The organism is Mycobacterium sp. 050128 (genome assembly GCF_036409155.1).
GTDB lineage: Bacteria > Actinomycetota > Actinomycetes > Mycobacteriales > Mycobacteriaceae > Mycobacterium.
In genome coordinates this window covers 2,096,941-2,112,432 of sequence record NZ_JAZGLW010000001.1, presented here as the reverse complement: position 1 = coordinate 2,112,432, position 15,492 = coordinate 2,096,941, and the positions used below count along the sequence as shown (strand labels likewise).

General features: G+C 65.9%; 12 protein-coding genes. 5 read left to right on the top strand and 7 right to left on the bottom strand.

The window, feature by feature from the left end:
• Window positions 1-14: 14 nt before the first annotated feature.
• Window positions 15-845: an arylamine N-acetyltransferase family protein gene (locus SKC41_RS10105; RefSeq protein ID WP_330977500.1), complete on the bottom strand. Its 831-nt coding sequence runs from the start codon at window positions 843-845 to the stop codon at window positions 15-17.
• Between the two features lie 165 nt (window positions 846-1,010).
• On the opposite strand from SKC41_RS10105, the gene SKC41_RS10100 reads away from it, so the two are divergent.
• The 3 genes from SKC41_RS10100 to SKC41_RS10090 all read left to right on the top strand — a co-directional run bounded on the left by SKC41_RS10100 (window position 1,011) and on the right by SKC41_RS10090 (window position 8,283).
• The gene (locus SKC41_RS10100; protein ID WP_330977499.1) at window positions 1,011-4,118 is read left to right on the top strand and encodes a Kelch repeat-containing protein; all 3,108 of its coding nucleotides are present in this window, start codon (window positions 1,011-1,013) and stop codon (window positions 4,116-4,118) included.
• A gap of 174 nt (window positions 4,119-4,292) precedes the next feature.
• Entirely contained in the window at window positions 4,293-7,475 is a 3,183-nt protein-coding gene (locus SKC41_RS10095; protein WP_330977498.1) for a Kelch repeat-containing protein, read from the top strand.
• 373 nt (window positions 7,476-7,848) lie between these two features.
• On the top strand, window positions 7,849-8,283 hold the full coding sequence (locus SKC41_RS10090; RefSeq protein WP_330977497.1) for a hypothetical protein: 435 nt from the start codon (window positions 7,849-7,851) through the stop codon (window positions 8,281-8,283).
• Window positions 8,284-8,304: 21 nt separating this feature from the next.
• On the opposite strand, the gene hsaB is transcribed toward SKC41_RS10090, so the two are convergent.
• The 4 genes from hsaB to hsaA form a co-directional block, all read right to left on the bottom strand.
• On the bottom strand, window positions 8,305-8,871 hold the full coding sequence (hsaB, locus tag SKC41_RS10085) for a 3-hydroxy-9,10-secoandrosta-1,3,5(10)-triene-9,17-dione monooxygenase reductase subunit (protein ID WP_330977496.1): 567 nt from the start codon (window positions 8,869-8,871) through the stop codon (window positions 8,305-8,307).
• Between the two features lie 14 nt (window positions 8,872-8,885).
• Complete coding sequence (gene hsaC / locus SKC41_RS10080; RefSeq protein ID WP_330977495.1) at window positions 8,886-9,788, bottom strand: iron-dependent extradiol dioxygenase HsaC; 903 nt, start codon at window positions 9,786-9,788, stop codon at window positions 8,886-8,888.
• Window positions 9,788-10,669, bottom strand: a complete 882-nt coding sequence (gene hsaD / locus SKC41_RS10075; RefSeq protein WP_330977494.1) for a 4,5:9,10-diseco-3-hydroxy-5,9,17-trioxoandrosta-1(10),2-diene-4-oate hydrolase — start codon at window positions 10,667-10,669, stop codon at window positions 9,788-9,790. Before hsaD ends, hsaC begins: the two co-directional genes overlap by 1 nt.
• An 80-nt stretch (window positions 10,670-10,749) precedes the next feature.
• Entirely contained in the window at window positions 10,750-11,934 is a 1,185-nt protein-coding gene (hsaA, locus tag SKC41_RS10070; RefSeq protein WP_330977493.1) for a 3-hydroxy-9,10-secoandrosta-1,3,5(10)-triene-9,17-dione monooxygenase oxygenase subunit, read from the bottom strand.
• Window positions 11,935-12,092: 158 nt separating this feature from the next.
• Between hsaA and SKC41_RS10065 the strand changes: the two genes are divergently transcribed.
• Window positions 12,093-13,187, top strand: coding sequence for a ferredoxin--NADP reductase (locus tag SKC41_RS10065; protein ID WP_330977492.1), 1,095 nt, complete (start codon window positions 12,093-12,095; stop codon window positions 13,185-13,187).
• Between the two features lie 47 nt (window positions 13,188-13,234).
• A complete protein-coding gene (locus SKC41_RS10060; RefSeq protein ID WP_330977491.1) occupies window positions 13,235-13,771 on the top strand; it encodes a hypothetical protein in 537 nt (178 codons plus the stop codon).
• A 6-nt stretch (window positions 13,772-13,777) separates the two neighbouring features.
• On the opposite strand, the gene SKC41_RS10055 is transcribed toward SKC41_RS10060, so the two are convergent.
• Both SKC41_RS10055 and SKC41_RS10050 read right to left on the bottom strand, forming a co-directional pair.
• Window positions 13,778-14,629 (bottom strand): ABC transporter permease, encoded by an 852-nt coding sequence (locus SKC41_RS10055; RefSeq protein ID WP_330977490.1) that lies wholly within the window; start codon window positions 14,627-14,629, stop codon window positions 13,778-13,780.
• Window positions 14,626-15,492, bottom strand: a complete 867-nt coding sequence (locus tag SKC41_RS10050) for an ABC transporter ATP-binding protein (RefSeq protein ID WP_330977489.1) — start codon at window positions 15,490-15,492, stop codon at window positions 14,626-14,628. The genes SKC41_RS10055 and SKC41_RS10050 overlap by 4 nt, the downstream gene beginning before the upstream one ends.

Genomic DNA, 15,492 nt, shown 5'->3' with positions numbered 1-15,492 from the left:
GGAGATTTCGTTGCTCAATTGCCGACGATTTCGGCGATGCGCGCTTCGAGCCGGCCGCGCTCGCCGATCTCGTCGATATTGATGCCGAACCGGTCGCTCAGGGCGTCGATCACCGCGGCCGCATCCTCGAGAACGATCTTTTCGGTCCCGCCGTCGCGGTGGATGGCCAGGTTACGTCCGGACAGGTTGATCCGGGTGTCGCCGCTCACCCGGGCAACCATCAGGCCGGTCACGAAGTGCGAGGCCGGGTTTGTCGAGACGTACCAGCTACCCATCTGCAGATCGATCTGCGGCCGGGTTTGGGTGGTGAATTCGTACAGCGACTGCCACTCACCGCGCAGTTCGGCCTGTAGCACCAGGCCGTCGCCGCGGTCCTCGAGCCGATAGGGCTCGTGCGTGGTCTGCTGGGTGTTGCCGATTTCGAAGCGAATCGGAGACGTCAGGGTCTGGCCGCCGAAACCGACGTCGACGAGATAGGACCCCTGCGAACCGGGGAACGTCACGGCCAACACGGTGTGGGTCTGGGCGGGCACCGCAGCGTCGGGCGCCAGCATCCAGATCACCCGTCCGGTCAATCGCCGTACCCGAAAGCCGACTTCGGCCAGCACGTAACCCAACAGCCCGTTGTGCTCGTAGCAATAGCCACCGCGGCGCCGGTACACCAGCTTGTCGATCAGGGCGTCCGGACCCAGGTCGTCGACCGGCACGCCCATCATCGGATCGAGATTCTCGAACGGGATCGTCTGGGTGTGAGCGGTCATCAGACCCTGCAGCACCTCGAGGGTCGGTTCGACGGCACCGCCGTAACTGATGCGGTCGAAGTACGCGGTCAGATCCAGTGTCATGGCTCCATTCTGACTGAGGGTTAACCACCAGGAAACCCAAGGCGACAGAAGGTGTTTGGATCAAGTTCATGCCTCGCCCAGATAGTTCCGCTCACAGCGCGCGCAGGGTCGGAGTTTAGTTACGCTTGAGCCCGCGAGTCGCACTTACGCAGGAGGTTGCCCGCCGTGGCTGATGCACCCAAGACCGAAGGCCCGGCACCTGCATCCAAGGGAATCCCGGAGGAGTTGGCCGCCGCCGGATTCGACAACGCCCGCCAGGTCGGCAAGGGCGGCGCCGGGGTGGTCTACCGCTGTCACGAGACGGCGTTGGGCCGCAAGGTCGCAATCAAAGTGATGCCGTCGAGCTTCGACGAGGAGAGCCGGGAACGCTTTCTGCGTGAGGGCTATGCGATGGGCGGGCTCTCGGGGCACCCGAACATCCTGAACATCTTGCGGGTCGGGATCACCTCGAGTGGCCAGCCCTACATTGTGATGCCTTACTGTGCCGAGGATTCCCTGGCGGTGCGGCTGCGCCGCGAGGGTCGCATCCCGTGGCCGGAAGCCATGCGTATCGGGGTGAAGTTGAGTGGCGCATTGGAAACCGCCCACCGGACCGGCATTTTGCACCGCGACATCAAGCCCGCCAACGTGCTCGTCAGCGACTACGGCGAACCGCAATTGGCCGACTTCGGGATCGCTCACATCCAGGGCGGGTACGAAACGACGAGCGGATTCTTCTCCGGCACAATCGACTACACACCGCCGGAGTCGTTAGCGGGCAATCCTGCGACGGTGGCCTCCGATATATATTCGCTCGGCGCCACGATTTACACGCTGATCGCCGGAACCGCCCCCTACGAGCGCCTGGCGAGCGAAGACCTCGTCGCTCAGTACCTGCGTATCAGCACCACCTCGGTTCCCGATTTGCGCGCCAACGGAGTCCCCGACACGGTCTGCGCGGCAATCGAAAGCGCGATGGCGGTGGACCCCGCGGACCGCCCCGGATCCGCGGCGGAATTGGGCCGCGAGTTCCAGGCCGCCCAACGCAGCAACGGCCTGCCCGCCGACGCGATGGCAATCACCGACTCCGGTCGCTACTCGATACGTGCGGCGGCCGTTGAGATCTCCCAATTGGAGGGGCCCGCATCCGGCGACGACGAAGCTCAGGTACCGCCCGCGGCCCCGGCCACCCTGGTCCGGGAATCCGTTATCCAGCGCGAATTTTCGGATGCGGCCCCGGTCTTGCGCGCCGTCTACGACGCCGAGGTACAGCCAGAAATTGCGCAGGCGCACCAAGACGGTGACGGTGGCGCACCGCCGGAAGACGATTCGTCCGGCCCCGCCGGACCGCCCGGCGGAAAGCCTCCGATGGGGGCGCGGGCGGCGGGGTGGTTCTCGGAGCCGGGAAAGAAGCACAGCCGCATCGGATTAACCGCCGGCGCGGCCGTCATGGTCGCCGTGTTGATCGCCGGCGTCGTCTATGCCACGCTGCCGTCCGGCGCGGACAACCACACGACGGCCTCGAGTGCGCAACAGCCCTCGGTGCACCCCGCGCAACAGGCTGTTCAGTGGACGCCGATCTCGGATGCGCGGGTGGCCCGCTATGCGGTGGCAACGACGCAAGTCGACGGCACCGTTTGGGTTTTCGGCGGAATTCGAAGCGACGGCACCGTCACCGCGCGGCACGAGGGCTATGACCCGGCCATCGACGAATGGAAACGCGGCGACGATCTGCCGGTCGCGGTTTCGCACGCGATGGCGGTCACCTGGCAGGGCAACCCGGTGGTGCTGGGCGGATGGACGACTGAAGACGGTAAAAACGTTGCTGCAGACCAGGTTTGGCGGGTTGTCAACGGTCACTGGGTCGAGCTGCCGCACCTGCTGCAACCCAGGGCTGCGGCCGCGGCAGCGGTGGTGGGTGACCGCATCGTGGTCACCGGAGGTGTCGACGCGAACGGTGCCCTGCTGAGTACCACCGAAGTGTTCGACGGCAATGCGTGGACCCTGGGCGCGCCGCTGCCCACGCCTCGGCAACTGCTGGCCGCGGCATCCGACGGAAAGCAGGTGTACGCGGTTGGCGGAACGAACGGGGCCGACCTGGCGACGGTCGAGGCGTATGACCTCGGCACCAAATCGTGGACGTCGTTGCCGGCGTTGCCCAAAGCCCGCAGCGAGCTCGGCGCGACGGTCGCGGACGGACGGCTGGTGGCCCTTGGCGGCGTCTCGTCCGGCCAGGTCCTCAAGAGCGTTTCCATCTACGATCTGACGACCAGAACCTGGTCCGGCCTGCCGGATATGGCGACCGCACGACACGGCATGGCGGTCGCCTCGGTGGAGCAGTCGGTCTACGCGATCGGCGGATCGACGGCGATCGGTGATCAGCAAGCGGTCACGTCGGCCGAGATGCTCAAGCTGCCGCCCCGCAAGACCCAGCCGGCGCCGCCGTGGCGTCCACTCCCGGACGCTCCGACTCCCCGGCTGATGATGGCGTCGGCCGTGCTCAACAACAAGGTCTGGATCATCGGTGGCCTGCGCAACGGCGTTGCGCTGCAAACGGTTGAGAGCTACGAGCCACGCACCGGAATCTGGGCACCCGGTCCTGCGTTGCCGACTGCGCTGCACCACGCGGCGGCGGCGGCGTACCGCGGCGAAGTCGTCGTGCTCGGCGGCACAGGCGACAACATCGCCGACGGGTCCAACAAGGTATTCGCTCTGCGCGGCGGCAACTGGGTGGAGCTACCGTCGCTGCGGCACGGCCGGGCGGCGCCGGCCGCGGCGGTCGTCGGCGACAAACTGGTGGTCGTCGGCGGGCAGAACGGCAAGCAGCTCGTCCCGCAAACCGAGGTCTTCGACGGCACTTCGTGGAAGGACGCCGCCGACCTGCCGACCCCGCGCGAACATCTGGCCGCGGTATCGGATGACACCTACGTCTACGCGCTCGGCGGCAGGTTACTTTCCCCCGACCAGAACTCCGGGGCATTGGAGCGGTTCGACCTGGGGTCGGGAACATGGGCGAAGTTGGTGGGTATGCCGACTCCGCGCGGCAGCTACGGTGCCACCTACATCGACGGCCGCATCGTCGCGCTCGGCGGCGAAGAGCCGTCGACGGTGCTCAACGTCGGCGAGATGTACGACATCGCCACCGGGAAGTGGACGACGCTGCCGCCGATGCCCACCCCGCGCCACGCCGAGGTGGTGGCCGCCGTCGGCAACACCGTCTACGTCATCGGCGGCGCGAACCGCCCCTCACATGAAGGTCCCGTCGCGACCGTCGAGGCCCTCGATTTCAGCTAGTGCGGCTGTTCAGGACGCCTTTGCTGGTGGTCTCACGCGTCCGGCCACAGCACGTAGCGGGCCCCGGCGGGTTTCCGCCGACTGATCATGCTCGAATCATGTCCCCGAACAAGCACCTAGCGCTACTCTTGAGCTCGCGAATCGACAATCGCGGGGAAGTTGAGCGCCAAGAATATGGGTGATGGGTCCCCCAAAGACGCAACGCCGCCCAGCGGCATCATCGCGGAATTGTCCGACTCTGGATTCGAGGACGCACGCCAAGTCGCCAGGGGCGGCGCTGGAGTCATCTACTGCGCCTACGAGACAGCGCTGGGGCGCAACGTCGCGATCAAAGTGCTGCCGTCGCACATAGACGAAGAGAGCCGCGAGCGTTTTTTGCGTGAAGGCTATGCGATGGGCGGACTCTCGGGGCATCCGAACATCGTCAACATCCTGCGGGTCGGTGTGACCGACAGCGGCCGGCCCTACATCGTGATGCCCTACATGGCCTCGGATTCCCTGGCGGTCCGGTTGCGCCGCGAAGGGCCGATCGCCTGGCCCGAGGCATTGCGAATCGCCGTAAAGCTTTGCGGCGCACTGGAAACCGCACACCGAAGCGGCACCTTGCACCGCGACATCAAGCCCGCCAACGTGCTGGTCAGCGACTACGGCGAGCCCCTGCTGAGTGACTTCGGGATCGCCCACATCGAGGGTGGTTACGAAACAGCGACCGGGTTCTTCTCGGGCACAATCGACTACACCGCACCGGAGGTCATGACCGGCAAGCCGGCCACCGTGGCCTCCGACATCTACTCGCTGGGCGCCACGATCTATGCGCTGATCGCCGGCGCGGCCGCGCATGAACGCAAGAACGACGAGGACCTCGTCGCGCAGTACCTGCGCATCAGCACGACACGGGTTCCCGACATGCGTCCGGAAGGAATCCCGGAATCCGTCTGCGCGGCGATCGAACATGCGATGGCGATCGATCCGGCGGAACGGCCCGCGTCCGCCGCGGAGTTCGGCCGCGAACTGCAGTCCGCCCAGAAACTCAGCGGTCTACGACCCGACTCGATGGCAATTACCAGCACCGCAACCGAATCGGGCCGCACCCTCAACCCGCAGCCGGGCGTCGGTGCGCAGACGTCGATTGCCTCTACCGACGCGGTCGCGTCCGCACCGGACGGTACGACGTCGACCGTTCCCGGCTCGGTTCCCCCGGCCGCGGACCCGGGCCCCACCCAGGCGATCGGCGACGTCGCCGGGGGCGCTTCACCGCGTCTGCAGCCCGGGCCTCCCGATCCGCGCGAGTTCTCCGAAGCGGCAAACATCTTGCGCGGCGCCTCCGCCGCGGAAACCCAAGCATTGCTTGGAGCTTCGGCGAGCGGTGGCTCCGGAATGAGCCCGCCGAGCGGTCCGGGCCAACCGGCGTCGTCCGGTTCGGTCCCGCCCTCCTGGCGCAAACCGTTCTTGGTCAAGGTGCGAGAGTCGTTCTCCGAGCCCGGCAAGGGGCGCAAGCGCGTTGCGATGATCGCCGGCGCCGCCCTCGTCGTCGTGCTGTTGGTCATCGGCGGTTTGTTCCTGCTGACGCCCGACAACAAGAACCAGCAGCCGGTCGCGGGCCAGCCGACGACCCAAGCGCCAGTTGTGTGGAAGCCGATCACCAACGATCGCGTGTCACGCGTTGAGACGGCGACGACGCAGGTCGACGGAACCATCTGGGTATTCGGCGGGATCCGGAGCGACGGCGCGGTCACGGCACTGCAAGAAGGCTACGACCCCGTCATCGACAGCTGGAAAGGCGGCGACGATCTACCTGTCGCCGTGCAGGACGCGATGGCCGTCAACTGGCAGGGCAACCCGGTCGTACTCGGCGGCTTCAAAAGCGTCGGCGGCAAAAACGTTGCGACCGACCAGGTTTGGCGAGTCGTCAACAGTCGCTGGGTAGAGCTACCGCATCTGTTGCAGCCCCGTGCGGCGGCCGCGGCCGCGGTCGCGGGCGACCGCCTGGTCGTCACGGGCGGTGTGGACGCCAACGGCGCACTGCTGAACACCACCGAGGTCTTCGACGGCACCTCCTGGACCCTCGGCGCTCCGATACCGACTCCGCGCCAGCAGCTGGCCGCGGCCTCGGACGGCAAGCTCGTCTACACGGTGGGTGGAACCACCGGGGACTCCGACCAGGTCAACGTCGAGGCATACGACCCGGTCGCCAAGACCTGGACGACCTTGCCCCCGCTCCCCCAGGCGCGCAGCGACCTCGGCGTCGTCATCACCGACGGACGGCTGGTGGCCGTCGGAGGGGTGTCCGGCGGGCAGGTCCTCAAAAGCGTTTCGGTGTTCGATCTGATGAGCAAAACGTGGTCCGGTCTCCCCGACATGTCGACCCCGCGGCACGGCATGGCTGTCGCGGCGGTCGAGAAGTCCGTATACGCGATCGGCGGATCGAGCGCCATCGGCACTAGCGAGCCGACGTCGACGGCGGAGGTGCTGAAGCTGCCGGCCCGCAAGATTCAGCCTGCCGCGCAATGGCGTTCGCTGCCGGACGCGCCGACGGCCCGGCTGATGATGGCGTGGGCGGTGCTCAACGACAAGATCTGGATCATGGGCGGCCTACGCAACGGCGTTGCCCTACAAACGGTCGAGAGTTACACCCCGAAAACCGGTGCCTGGGAAACCGGGCCGCCGTTGCCCATCCCGCTGCACCACGCCGCCGCCGCGACCTACCGCGGTGAGGTGGTCGTGCTCGGCGGCGCGAGCGACAACATCGCCGACGGCTCCAACAAGGTGTTCGCGCTGCGCGGCGGCAACTGGGTGGAGTTACCGCCGCTGACGCACGCTCGCGCGGCGCCGGCCGCGGCGGTGGTCGGCGACAAACTCGTCGTTGTCGGCGGGCAGAACGCCAAGCAGCTCGTCCCGCAGACCGAGGTGTTCGACGGCAGCTCGTGGAAGGACGCCGCCGACATGCCTACCCCGCGCGAGCACCTCGCCGCGGTCTCCGATGGCACCTACGTGTACACGATCGGCGGGCGGTTCCTGTCCTCGGACAAGAACTCCGCGGCCCTCGAGCGGTTCGACCCGCAATCCGGTCAATGGACCAAGTTGGTGGGTATGCCGACGCCGCGCGGCAGCTACGGCGCGACGTACATCGACGGCCGGATTTTGGCGATCGGCGGCGAAGAACCGACCCGGGTGCTCAACGTCGTCGAGATGTACGACATCTCCGAAGGGAAGTGGACTACGTTGCCGCCGATGCCGACGCCGCGGCACGCCGAGGTGGTGGCCACGGTGGGCAACACGGTCTATGTCATCGGCGGCGCGAACCGGCCTACCCATGAGGGCCCGATCGCGACGGTCGAGGCCCTGGACTTCATGTAGCGGATCCTGCCAGCTGCCGCTGGCAGGTGCTCAAACAGCGGTCGAGGCGGCCGGCTGTAGCGGCGCTTTTTGGGCTTGTTTGATATATGTGTAATACGGGGATCCGCTAGAACGGATCGGCCCGGTGGCCCGCCCCCTCAACGGGCCACCGGGAACCCATCACCGCGATGCTCGGCAACGAGAGATCCTCTCTGAGATGCCCGAAGACGCGAGCATCGAAACCCACTCGACAGGGATCGGCCGGCCCGAGTTTCGTTGTTTTATTTGTGTGCAATACGGGGATTCGTCCAAAGGGCCGAAGCGCCAATAACACCCATCCTCGAAGACGGAGCCCATGATGAGTACCAACACGATGTGGATTGTGGTCGCAGTAGTGGCAATCGTGCTGATCGCCGCGCTTTTCGTGGTGATCAGCAAGAGCCGAAACCGCCACCGCATGCGGAAGGCCGAAGCGATCCGCGAGCAGGCACGAGTCGAGTCGGCCAGGGTCGAACGGCGAGAGGCACTCGCGCAGGAGACGGCCGCGAAGGCACGCGCTGCGCAGGCCGAGGCCGAGGTGAAAGCCGCCGAAGCCGCCCGGCTGCAGGAGCACGCGGCCAAACATCAGCGCGACGCGGCGGCATCGCGGGATCGACTTCAGGAACAGTTCGACCGTGCCGACAGCATCGACCCGAAGACCGGCAACAAGGACCGCGAGGAGGCAGAGTCCGCCCGGGACCGCGACGACGCATGGTCGTCCGAGTCGCCGGATGCGATGACGGACGCGGAAGCCGTCAAGCACGAGACCTATCGCGGCACGCGCGGCTAAGCCCGGGCCAGCGACACGGCGCTATAGCCAGGTGTCCTGGGTCGTCGCGGTGAGGAAGGCTTCCAGGTCGTCACGCCACTGAGCGGGCGTCGTTTTGTCCGGCTCGATCCCGGTGTATTCGCCGCGGTAGAACAGCAGCGGGCGCGGTTTGATCTTCGGCGCCTCGGACAGCGACCGCACCGCACCGAACACCACGAAGTGATCGCCGCCGTCGTGCACGGATGCCACCGTGCAGTCGATATGGGCAAGTGATCCGTCGATAATCGGCGAGCCGAGTTCTGATGCGTGCCAGTCGATTCCGGCGAACTTGTCGGGTTCTTTCGATCCGAACCGGGCCGAGACGTGTTTCTGGCTCTCGGTCAGCATGTTGACGCAGAAGCGGCCGCTGGCCTCGATGGCTTGCCACGACCGCGACACCTTGGTGGGGCAGAACAGCACCAGCGGTGGATCCAGCGATAGCGCCGCGAAGGACTGGCACGCGAAGCCGATTGGGACGTCGTCGTGCACGGTGGTGATGATCGTGATCCCGGTGCAGAACTGCCCCAGCACGCTGCGGAACGTGCGCGGGTCGATTGGCTCGGCGGTCATGGTGGGCCCCGAAGTCAACCCTTGAAGCCGACGCTGAAGTCGTGGCCCCACAGGCTGATCGCGGTGCTCTCCCGGGCGATCCAGTCGTCGTCTTCGACTTGTCTTCCCTCGCAACCGAATTCGATATCGAATCCGCTGGGCGTCTTCATGTAGAAGGACAGCATCAGATCGTTCACGTGACGGCCCAGCGTGGCCGACATGGGCACCTTCTTGCGCAGCGCCCGGTCCAGGCACAGCCCGACGTCGTCGGAGTTCTGCACCTCGACCATCAGGTGCACGATGCCGCTGGGGGTCTGGCCCGGCATGAAGGCCAGACTGTGGTGCCGAGGGTTGCAGCCCAGAAAGCGCAGCCAGGCCGGCGGGCCGTCGGCGGGCCGGCCGACCACCTGCGGCGGCAGCCGCATCGAGTCCCGCAGCTTGAAGCCCAGCACGTCGCGGTAGAAGTGCAGCGTCTCTTCGTCGTCGCGAGTGGTCAAGACCACGTGGCCCAGGCCCTGCTCCTCGGTGACGAACTTGTGCCCGTACGGGCTGACCACGCGGCGGTGCTCGAGAGCGGCGCCGTGAAAGACCTCCAGGCAGTTACCCGACGGGTCGGAGAACCGGATCATCTCGTCCACCCGGCGATCGGCCAACTCGGCGGCGGTGGCCTCCTTGTAGGGCGTGCCCTCGACGTCGAGCCGGTTGCGGATCTCTTGCAGCCCTGCGGCATTGGCGCATTCCCAGCCGGCTTCGATGAGCCGGTCTCCCTCGCCCGGCACGATCACCAACCGGGCCGGAAAATCGTCCATCCGCAGATAGAGCGCACCTTCGGTGCTGCCCTTTCCCTCGACCATGCCGAGGACCTTCAAGCCGTATTCACGCCAGGCCGCCATGTCGGTGGCCTCGATGCGCAGGTAACCCAGAGAACGGATGCTCATCACGCACCTCCCAGGAAATCGATGGTGAGCTTGTTGAACTCGTCGAACTTCTCCACCTGTGCCCAGTGCCCACATTGCCCGAAAACGTGTAGCTGTGCACGCGGGATGGTCTTCAGCGCGACCAGTGCGCCGTCAAGCGGGTTGACCCGGTCCTCGCGGCCCCAGATCAGCAACACCGGCTGGCGCAACTTGTGCACCTCTCGCCACATCATTCCGAGCTCGAAATCGGCTCCGGCGAAAGACATTCCCATCGCCCGAGTGGCCATCAGCGATTCGGGCGTGCTGGCCAACTCGAAACGCTGCTCGACCAATTCAGGGGTGATCAGTTTCTGGTCATAGACCATCACCCGCAGAAACGCCTCGAGATTCTCCCGGGTGGGCTCGGCGGAGAACTTGCCCAGCCGCTTGACGCCCTCGGTCGGGTCGGGCGCGAACAGGTTCACGCTCACCCCGCCGGGACCCATCAGCACCAGGCGCCCGGCCTTGTCCGGGTAGTCCAGCGCGAACCGGACCGCGGTGCCGCCGCCCAGCGAATTGCCCACCAGCGGAACACGTCCCAGGCCAAGCTGGTCGAAGAGCCCTTTGAGCGCGCGGGCCGCGTAGTGGTTGAACTGCCCGTGTTCGGCGCGTTTGTCGGAGTGGCCGTAGCCGGGCTGGTCGACGGCCAACACATGAAATTGCTTGGCCAGCACCGGGATGTTGCGCGAGAAGTTCGTCCAACTCGCCGCGCCCGGCCCGCCGCCGTGCAGCAGCACGATGGTCTGGCCGTTGCCTTTAAAGGACAAACCCGCCTCGTGGTAGTGCAGCTTCAGCGGCCCATCCACGTCCACCTCGGCGAAGCGCGAGGTGGACTCGAACGTCAATTCCTCGGTAGCGGTCACAGTGCGCCGCTCCTCTCCCCCGCAAGCGGGAGGTGCCCCCACATCGCTTTTGCGCTCTGCATCGTCGCGGCACGCACGGCTTAGACCATGGTGTCGCCGGGCGGCAACCCGAACTCGTTGTTCCCGAAGATCTGGTAGGCCCGCTCGGGATCGTTGGCCGCGTGCACCCGACCAGCGTGCGCGTCTCGCCAGAACCGTTGCACCGGTTGGTCATTGCCCAGGGCGGTGGCACCGGACGCCTCGAACAGCCGGTCGATGGAAGCGATCGCACGCCCGGTGGCGCGCACCTGGTCGCGACGGGCGCGGGCGCGCAGCTCGAACGGGATCTCCTTGCCGGCCGACAACAGGGCGTACTCGTCGGCGACGTTTCCGCTCAGCTGGCGCCACGCGGCGTCGATGTCGCTGGCCGCCTCGGCGATACGCACTTTGGCGAACGGGTCGTCCTTGGCCTTCTCGCCGGCGAACGCGGCCCGCACCCGCTTGCCCTGGTGCTCGACGTGTGCGTCGTACGCACCGTAGGCCATCCCGACGATCGGAGCCGAAATGGTGGTGGGATGCATTGTGCCCCAAGGCATCTTGTAGACCGCCGCGGTGTTGGTCTGATACCCGCCCGCGGTGCCGTCGTTCATGGCCTTGTAGGACAGGAACCGGTGCCGCGGCACGAAGACGTCCTTGACGACGACGGTGTTACTGCCGGTGCCGCGCAGGCCGACGACATGCCACACGTCGTCGATGCGGTACTCGCTGCGCGGGATCAGGAAGCTGCCGAAGTCGACCGGGCGGCCGTCCTTGATGACGGGACCACCCAGGAACGCCCAGGTGGCGTGGTCACAGCCCGACGACCAGTTCCACGATCCGTTGACCAGGTAGCCTCCGTCGGTCACGACGCCGGCGCCCATCGGCGCGTACGACGACGAGACCCGGGTCTTGGGGTCGTCGCCCCAGACCTCTTCCTGGGCCTGCTGGTCGAACAGCGCCAGGTGCCAGTTGTGCACGCCGATGATCGAGCTCACCCAGCCGGTGGAACCGCACGCGCTGGCCAGCCGCCGCACCGCCTCGTAGAACAGCGCGGGGTCGCATTGCAGACCTCCCCACTGTTCGGGCTGCAGCAGTGTGAAGAAGCCGACCTCGTCGAGCTCGGCAACGGTCTCTTCGGGCAGCCGGCGCAGGTCCTCTGTCGCCTGAGCGCGCTCCCGGATCTTCGGGAGCAGATCGTCGATCCCCGCTAAGACCGACTGCGCGTCACGCTGTTGAATGGACGTCACTTAGGTTTGCCTCCTGGGCCAGACTTACTCAGTGGACTTACACAGCAGACTAGAACATGTTCTGATTCGTGTCGAGCAAGGGTATTCCTGCGCCTGGTAGCGATATGAATCGGGTTTTCTGTAACATGTTCTAGTTGTTATGAAAGGGAGGGCGGGTCTTGACGGAAGCCGATCTGGACCAAGCACCCGACGAGCCGCTCGGCGACCACGTCCTTGAACTGCAGATCGCCGAGGTCGTCGCCGAAACCGGCGATGCACGCTCGCTGGTGTTCGCGGTGCCCGACGCGTCGGGCGACCCGCAGATCCCGCCGGAGCGGCTGCGCTACGCGCCCGGCCAGTTCCTGACGTTGCGGGTGCCCAGCGACCGTACCGGCTCGGTGGCGCGCTGCTACTCGTTGTGCAGCTCGCCGTTCACCGATGATGCGCTCACTGTCACGGTGAAACGGACCGCGGACGGATACGCGTCCAACTGGCTGTGCGACAACGCACACCAGGGCATGCGGATCCACGTGCTGGCCCCGTCGGGCAACTTCGTCCCCAAGACGCTCGACCAGGATTTCCTGCTGCTGGCCGCCGGCAGCGGGATCACCCCGATCATGTCGATCTGCAAGTCGGCGCTGTCCGAGGGCAGCGGCCAGGTGACGCTGGTCTACGCCAACCGCGACGAAGGCTCGGTGATCTTCGCCGATGCGCTGCGCGAGCTGGCCGCCAAGTATCCCGACCGGCTCACGGTGCTGCACTGGCTGGAATCGCTGCAGGGTCTGCCCGGCGCCGCGGCGCTGGCGAAGCTGGCCGCGCCGTTCACCGATCGGCACGCCTTCATCTGCGGACCGGGCCCGTTCATGGACGCGGCCCGCCAGGCGCTGGAGACGCTGGAAGTGCCTGCGCCACAGGTGCATATCGAGGTGTTCAAGTCGCTGGATTCCGATCCGTTCGCCGCGGTGACGATCGAGGACACCGACGAGGGCGATCAGCCGCCGGCCACCGCGGTGGTGGAACTGGACGGCGAGACCCACACCGTGTCGTGGCCGCGCAGCGCCAAACTGCTCGACGTGCTGCTTGCCAAGGGCCTCGACGCGCCGTTCTCCTGCCGGGAGGGCCACTGCGGGGCATGCGCCTGCACGTTGCGCAGCGGCAAAGTCAACATGGAGGTCAACGACGTGCTCGAGCAGCAGGACCTCGACGAGGGGCTAATTCTGGCCTGTCAATCTCACCCGGAATCTGATTCGGTAGAAGTCACGTACGACGAATAGTCGCGGAGTTGGGTTTCGCTCGAGGGGTTCGACGGAAGGAATCGCCGATGATGCGATCGGTAACCGGGTTGGCGGCCGTCGGACTGATGTTGACTTTTCTGCCGGCTCCCGCGGCCGGCGCGGCGAGCAACACCGCTACCACGTTGTTTCCCCTCGACGGGCCGAACCAGCTCGAAACGCACATGTTCCTCAACTGCTTCAAGTCCGATGGCCACTGCGACTTCGTCGCCGGGGCCGACACCCGCACCCCCGACGGCGGCGTGATCGGCTTTCCACCCGGCCTGTGGGCACGCCAGACCACCGAGATCCGGTCGAACAACCGGATGGCCTACCTGGACGCGCACGCCAACGGGCAGTACGAGCGGGTGATGAAATCGATGGGTACCGACGAGATCACCACGGTCTACTTCGGCGAAGGCCCACCGGACAAATACCAGACGACCGGACGCATCGACTCCACCGATTGGGGCACGGGCCAGCCCAAGACGGATGAGAACGTCATCACCTGCACTCACATTCAGGTGGTCTACAGCGGCGTCAACATCACCTCGCCCAGCACCTGCGCGGTCACGACGTTCTCGTAGGCCGGGCTAGCGCCTCTCCGACCACCGAAATACCCGAAGGCACGCGAACAAGCCGCACAGGCTCCATGCGGTCAGGACGAAGAATGTCGTCCAATGCTCCCAGCTGCCGGCCGGTTCGAATGCTGCCATCTCCGGCGGTAGCAGCACCGAGCGAAACCCTTGCGCCATCCATTTCACGGGGAACAACGATCCGAGCGTCAACATCCAGCCGGGCAACGCCATCAGCGGCACGTACGTGCCGGAAACGAACTGCAATGCCACCGCCGGACCATTGGTTATCACAGCCGCCGAGACGGCGTTGCTGGCCAAGTTGCTGACAAATATTCCTAACAGCGAGCAACTGAGGATCCCCAAGAGAAACACCCATGTCAGCGTGAACCATCCGAAGGCGTCCGTAGGCAGGCGCAGCTTGAAGACGGTCACCCCGACTGTCAGAAGGACAACGGCCTCGGCGAGGCTGGCGGCGGCGACCAGAAATATCTTGCCGACGAAATAGGAGACGGCAGTGGTCGGTGTCCCTCGAAGTCGCCGCAGCGCGCCGGACTCGCGGTCGGCCGCAATGCTGATGCCCAGATTGATGAACGAAGTCGACAGAATCCCGTAGGCCAAGATGCTTGCCGCGATCACGGCGCCGGTACTCGTGTCGCTATTGGGCAGTTTGGTCGAGAAGATCGAACCCAACAAGATTCCGATAACCGCCGGCATCGAAAAGGTAAGAACCAGCTGTTCGGGCCGACGATAAAACATCTTCAGCTCCGGGATGATTCGTGAGACTCCGATGCGCAGCGGTCCGGGCAACGGCGACGCGTGCTCAGCCGGTCGATGCGTAACGGAACGGCGGGCCTGATCTACCTTCATCCGGCGTGGCCGATCAAATGTAGGTATGCGTCTTCAAGCGTGGGCCGAGAGACCGTCAGCTGCTCCAATTCCGCCCCACCCTCCGACCGCTGCCGGATCAATTCAGTCGGGTGCTCGGTCTCCTCGACGTGAACCGTGTCTCCTTCGATCCAACGGACCGTCGCGGCCGAGCTGACGTAGCCGGTGAGTCGTGCCGGCGAGTCCATTGCCACGACGCTCCCGTGGGCAAGCACCGCTACCCGATCCGCCAGGGCCGCAGCCTCTTCCAGGTAGTGGGTGGTCAGCAGAATCGTCGTCCCGTCGGCCGCCAACCGTCTGATCAGGTCCCAGAAGCGCCGACGGGCGTCCGGGTCGAAGCCGGTTGTCGGTTCGTCGAGAAACAGTATTTCCGGCATGCCGATGATGCCTAACGCAACGTCAAGTCGGCGACGTTGCCCGCCGGACAGCGTTCTGACCTTCGAGCCGGATGCCGAGTCGAGGCCGACGAGGCCCAACACATCGGCGGGATCTCGGGCCTTGCCGTAGGACTTGGTGAACATGCGCACGGTTTCCGACACCGTCAGCATCCCGGCGTCACTGGCCTCCTGCAGCACGATGCCGATCTTGGCGCGCCAGCTCCGGCCGGCGGTTCCGGGGTCCTCACCCAGTACCAGCACCTGCCCGGCGTCGCGTTTCCGATGTCCCTCGAGAATTTCGATGGTCGTCGACTTGCCTGCGCCGTTGGGACCCAATATCGCAAAGATTTGGCCATAGCCGACGTCGAGATCAAGGTCGCGAACTGCCCGGAGTTGCCCATACGCCTTCGACAACCCCCGAACATGTACCGCGGATGACCGACCGGCGCCCGTCATTGCGACTGCCAT

Excerpts from the sequence above, each read along its gene's own strand:
- SKC41_RS10055 (WP_330977490.1), bottom strand. The coding sequence starts at position 14,629 with ATGAAGGTAGATCAGGCCCGCCGTTCCGTTACGCATCGACCGGCTGAG.
- SKC41_RS10105 (WP_330977500.1), bottom strand. The coding sequence starts at position 845 with ATGACACTGGATCTGACCGCGTACTTCGACCGCATCAGTTACGGCGGT.
- SKC41_RS10095 (WP_330977498.1), top strand. The coding sequence starts at position 4,293 with ATGGGTGATGGGTCCCCCAAAGACGCAACGCCGCCCAGCGGCATCATC.
- hsaC (WP_330977495.1), bottom strand. The coding sequence starts at position 9,788 with ATGAGCATCCGTTCTCTGGGTTACCTGCGCATCGAGGCCACCGACATG.
- hsaB (WP_330977496.1), bottom strand. The coding sequence starts at position 8,871 with ATGACCGCCGAGCCAATCGACCCGCGCACGTTCCGCAGCGTGCTGGGG.
- SKC41_RS10050 (WP_330977489.1), bottom strand. The coding sequence starts at position 15,492 with ATGGCAGTCGCAATGACGGGCGCCGGTCGGTCATCCGCGGTACATGTT.
- SKC41_RS10060 (WP_330977491.1), top strand. The coding sequence starts at position 13,235 with ATGATGCGATCGGTAACCGGGTTGGCGGCCGTCGGACTGATGTTGACT.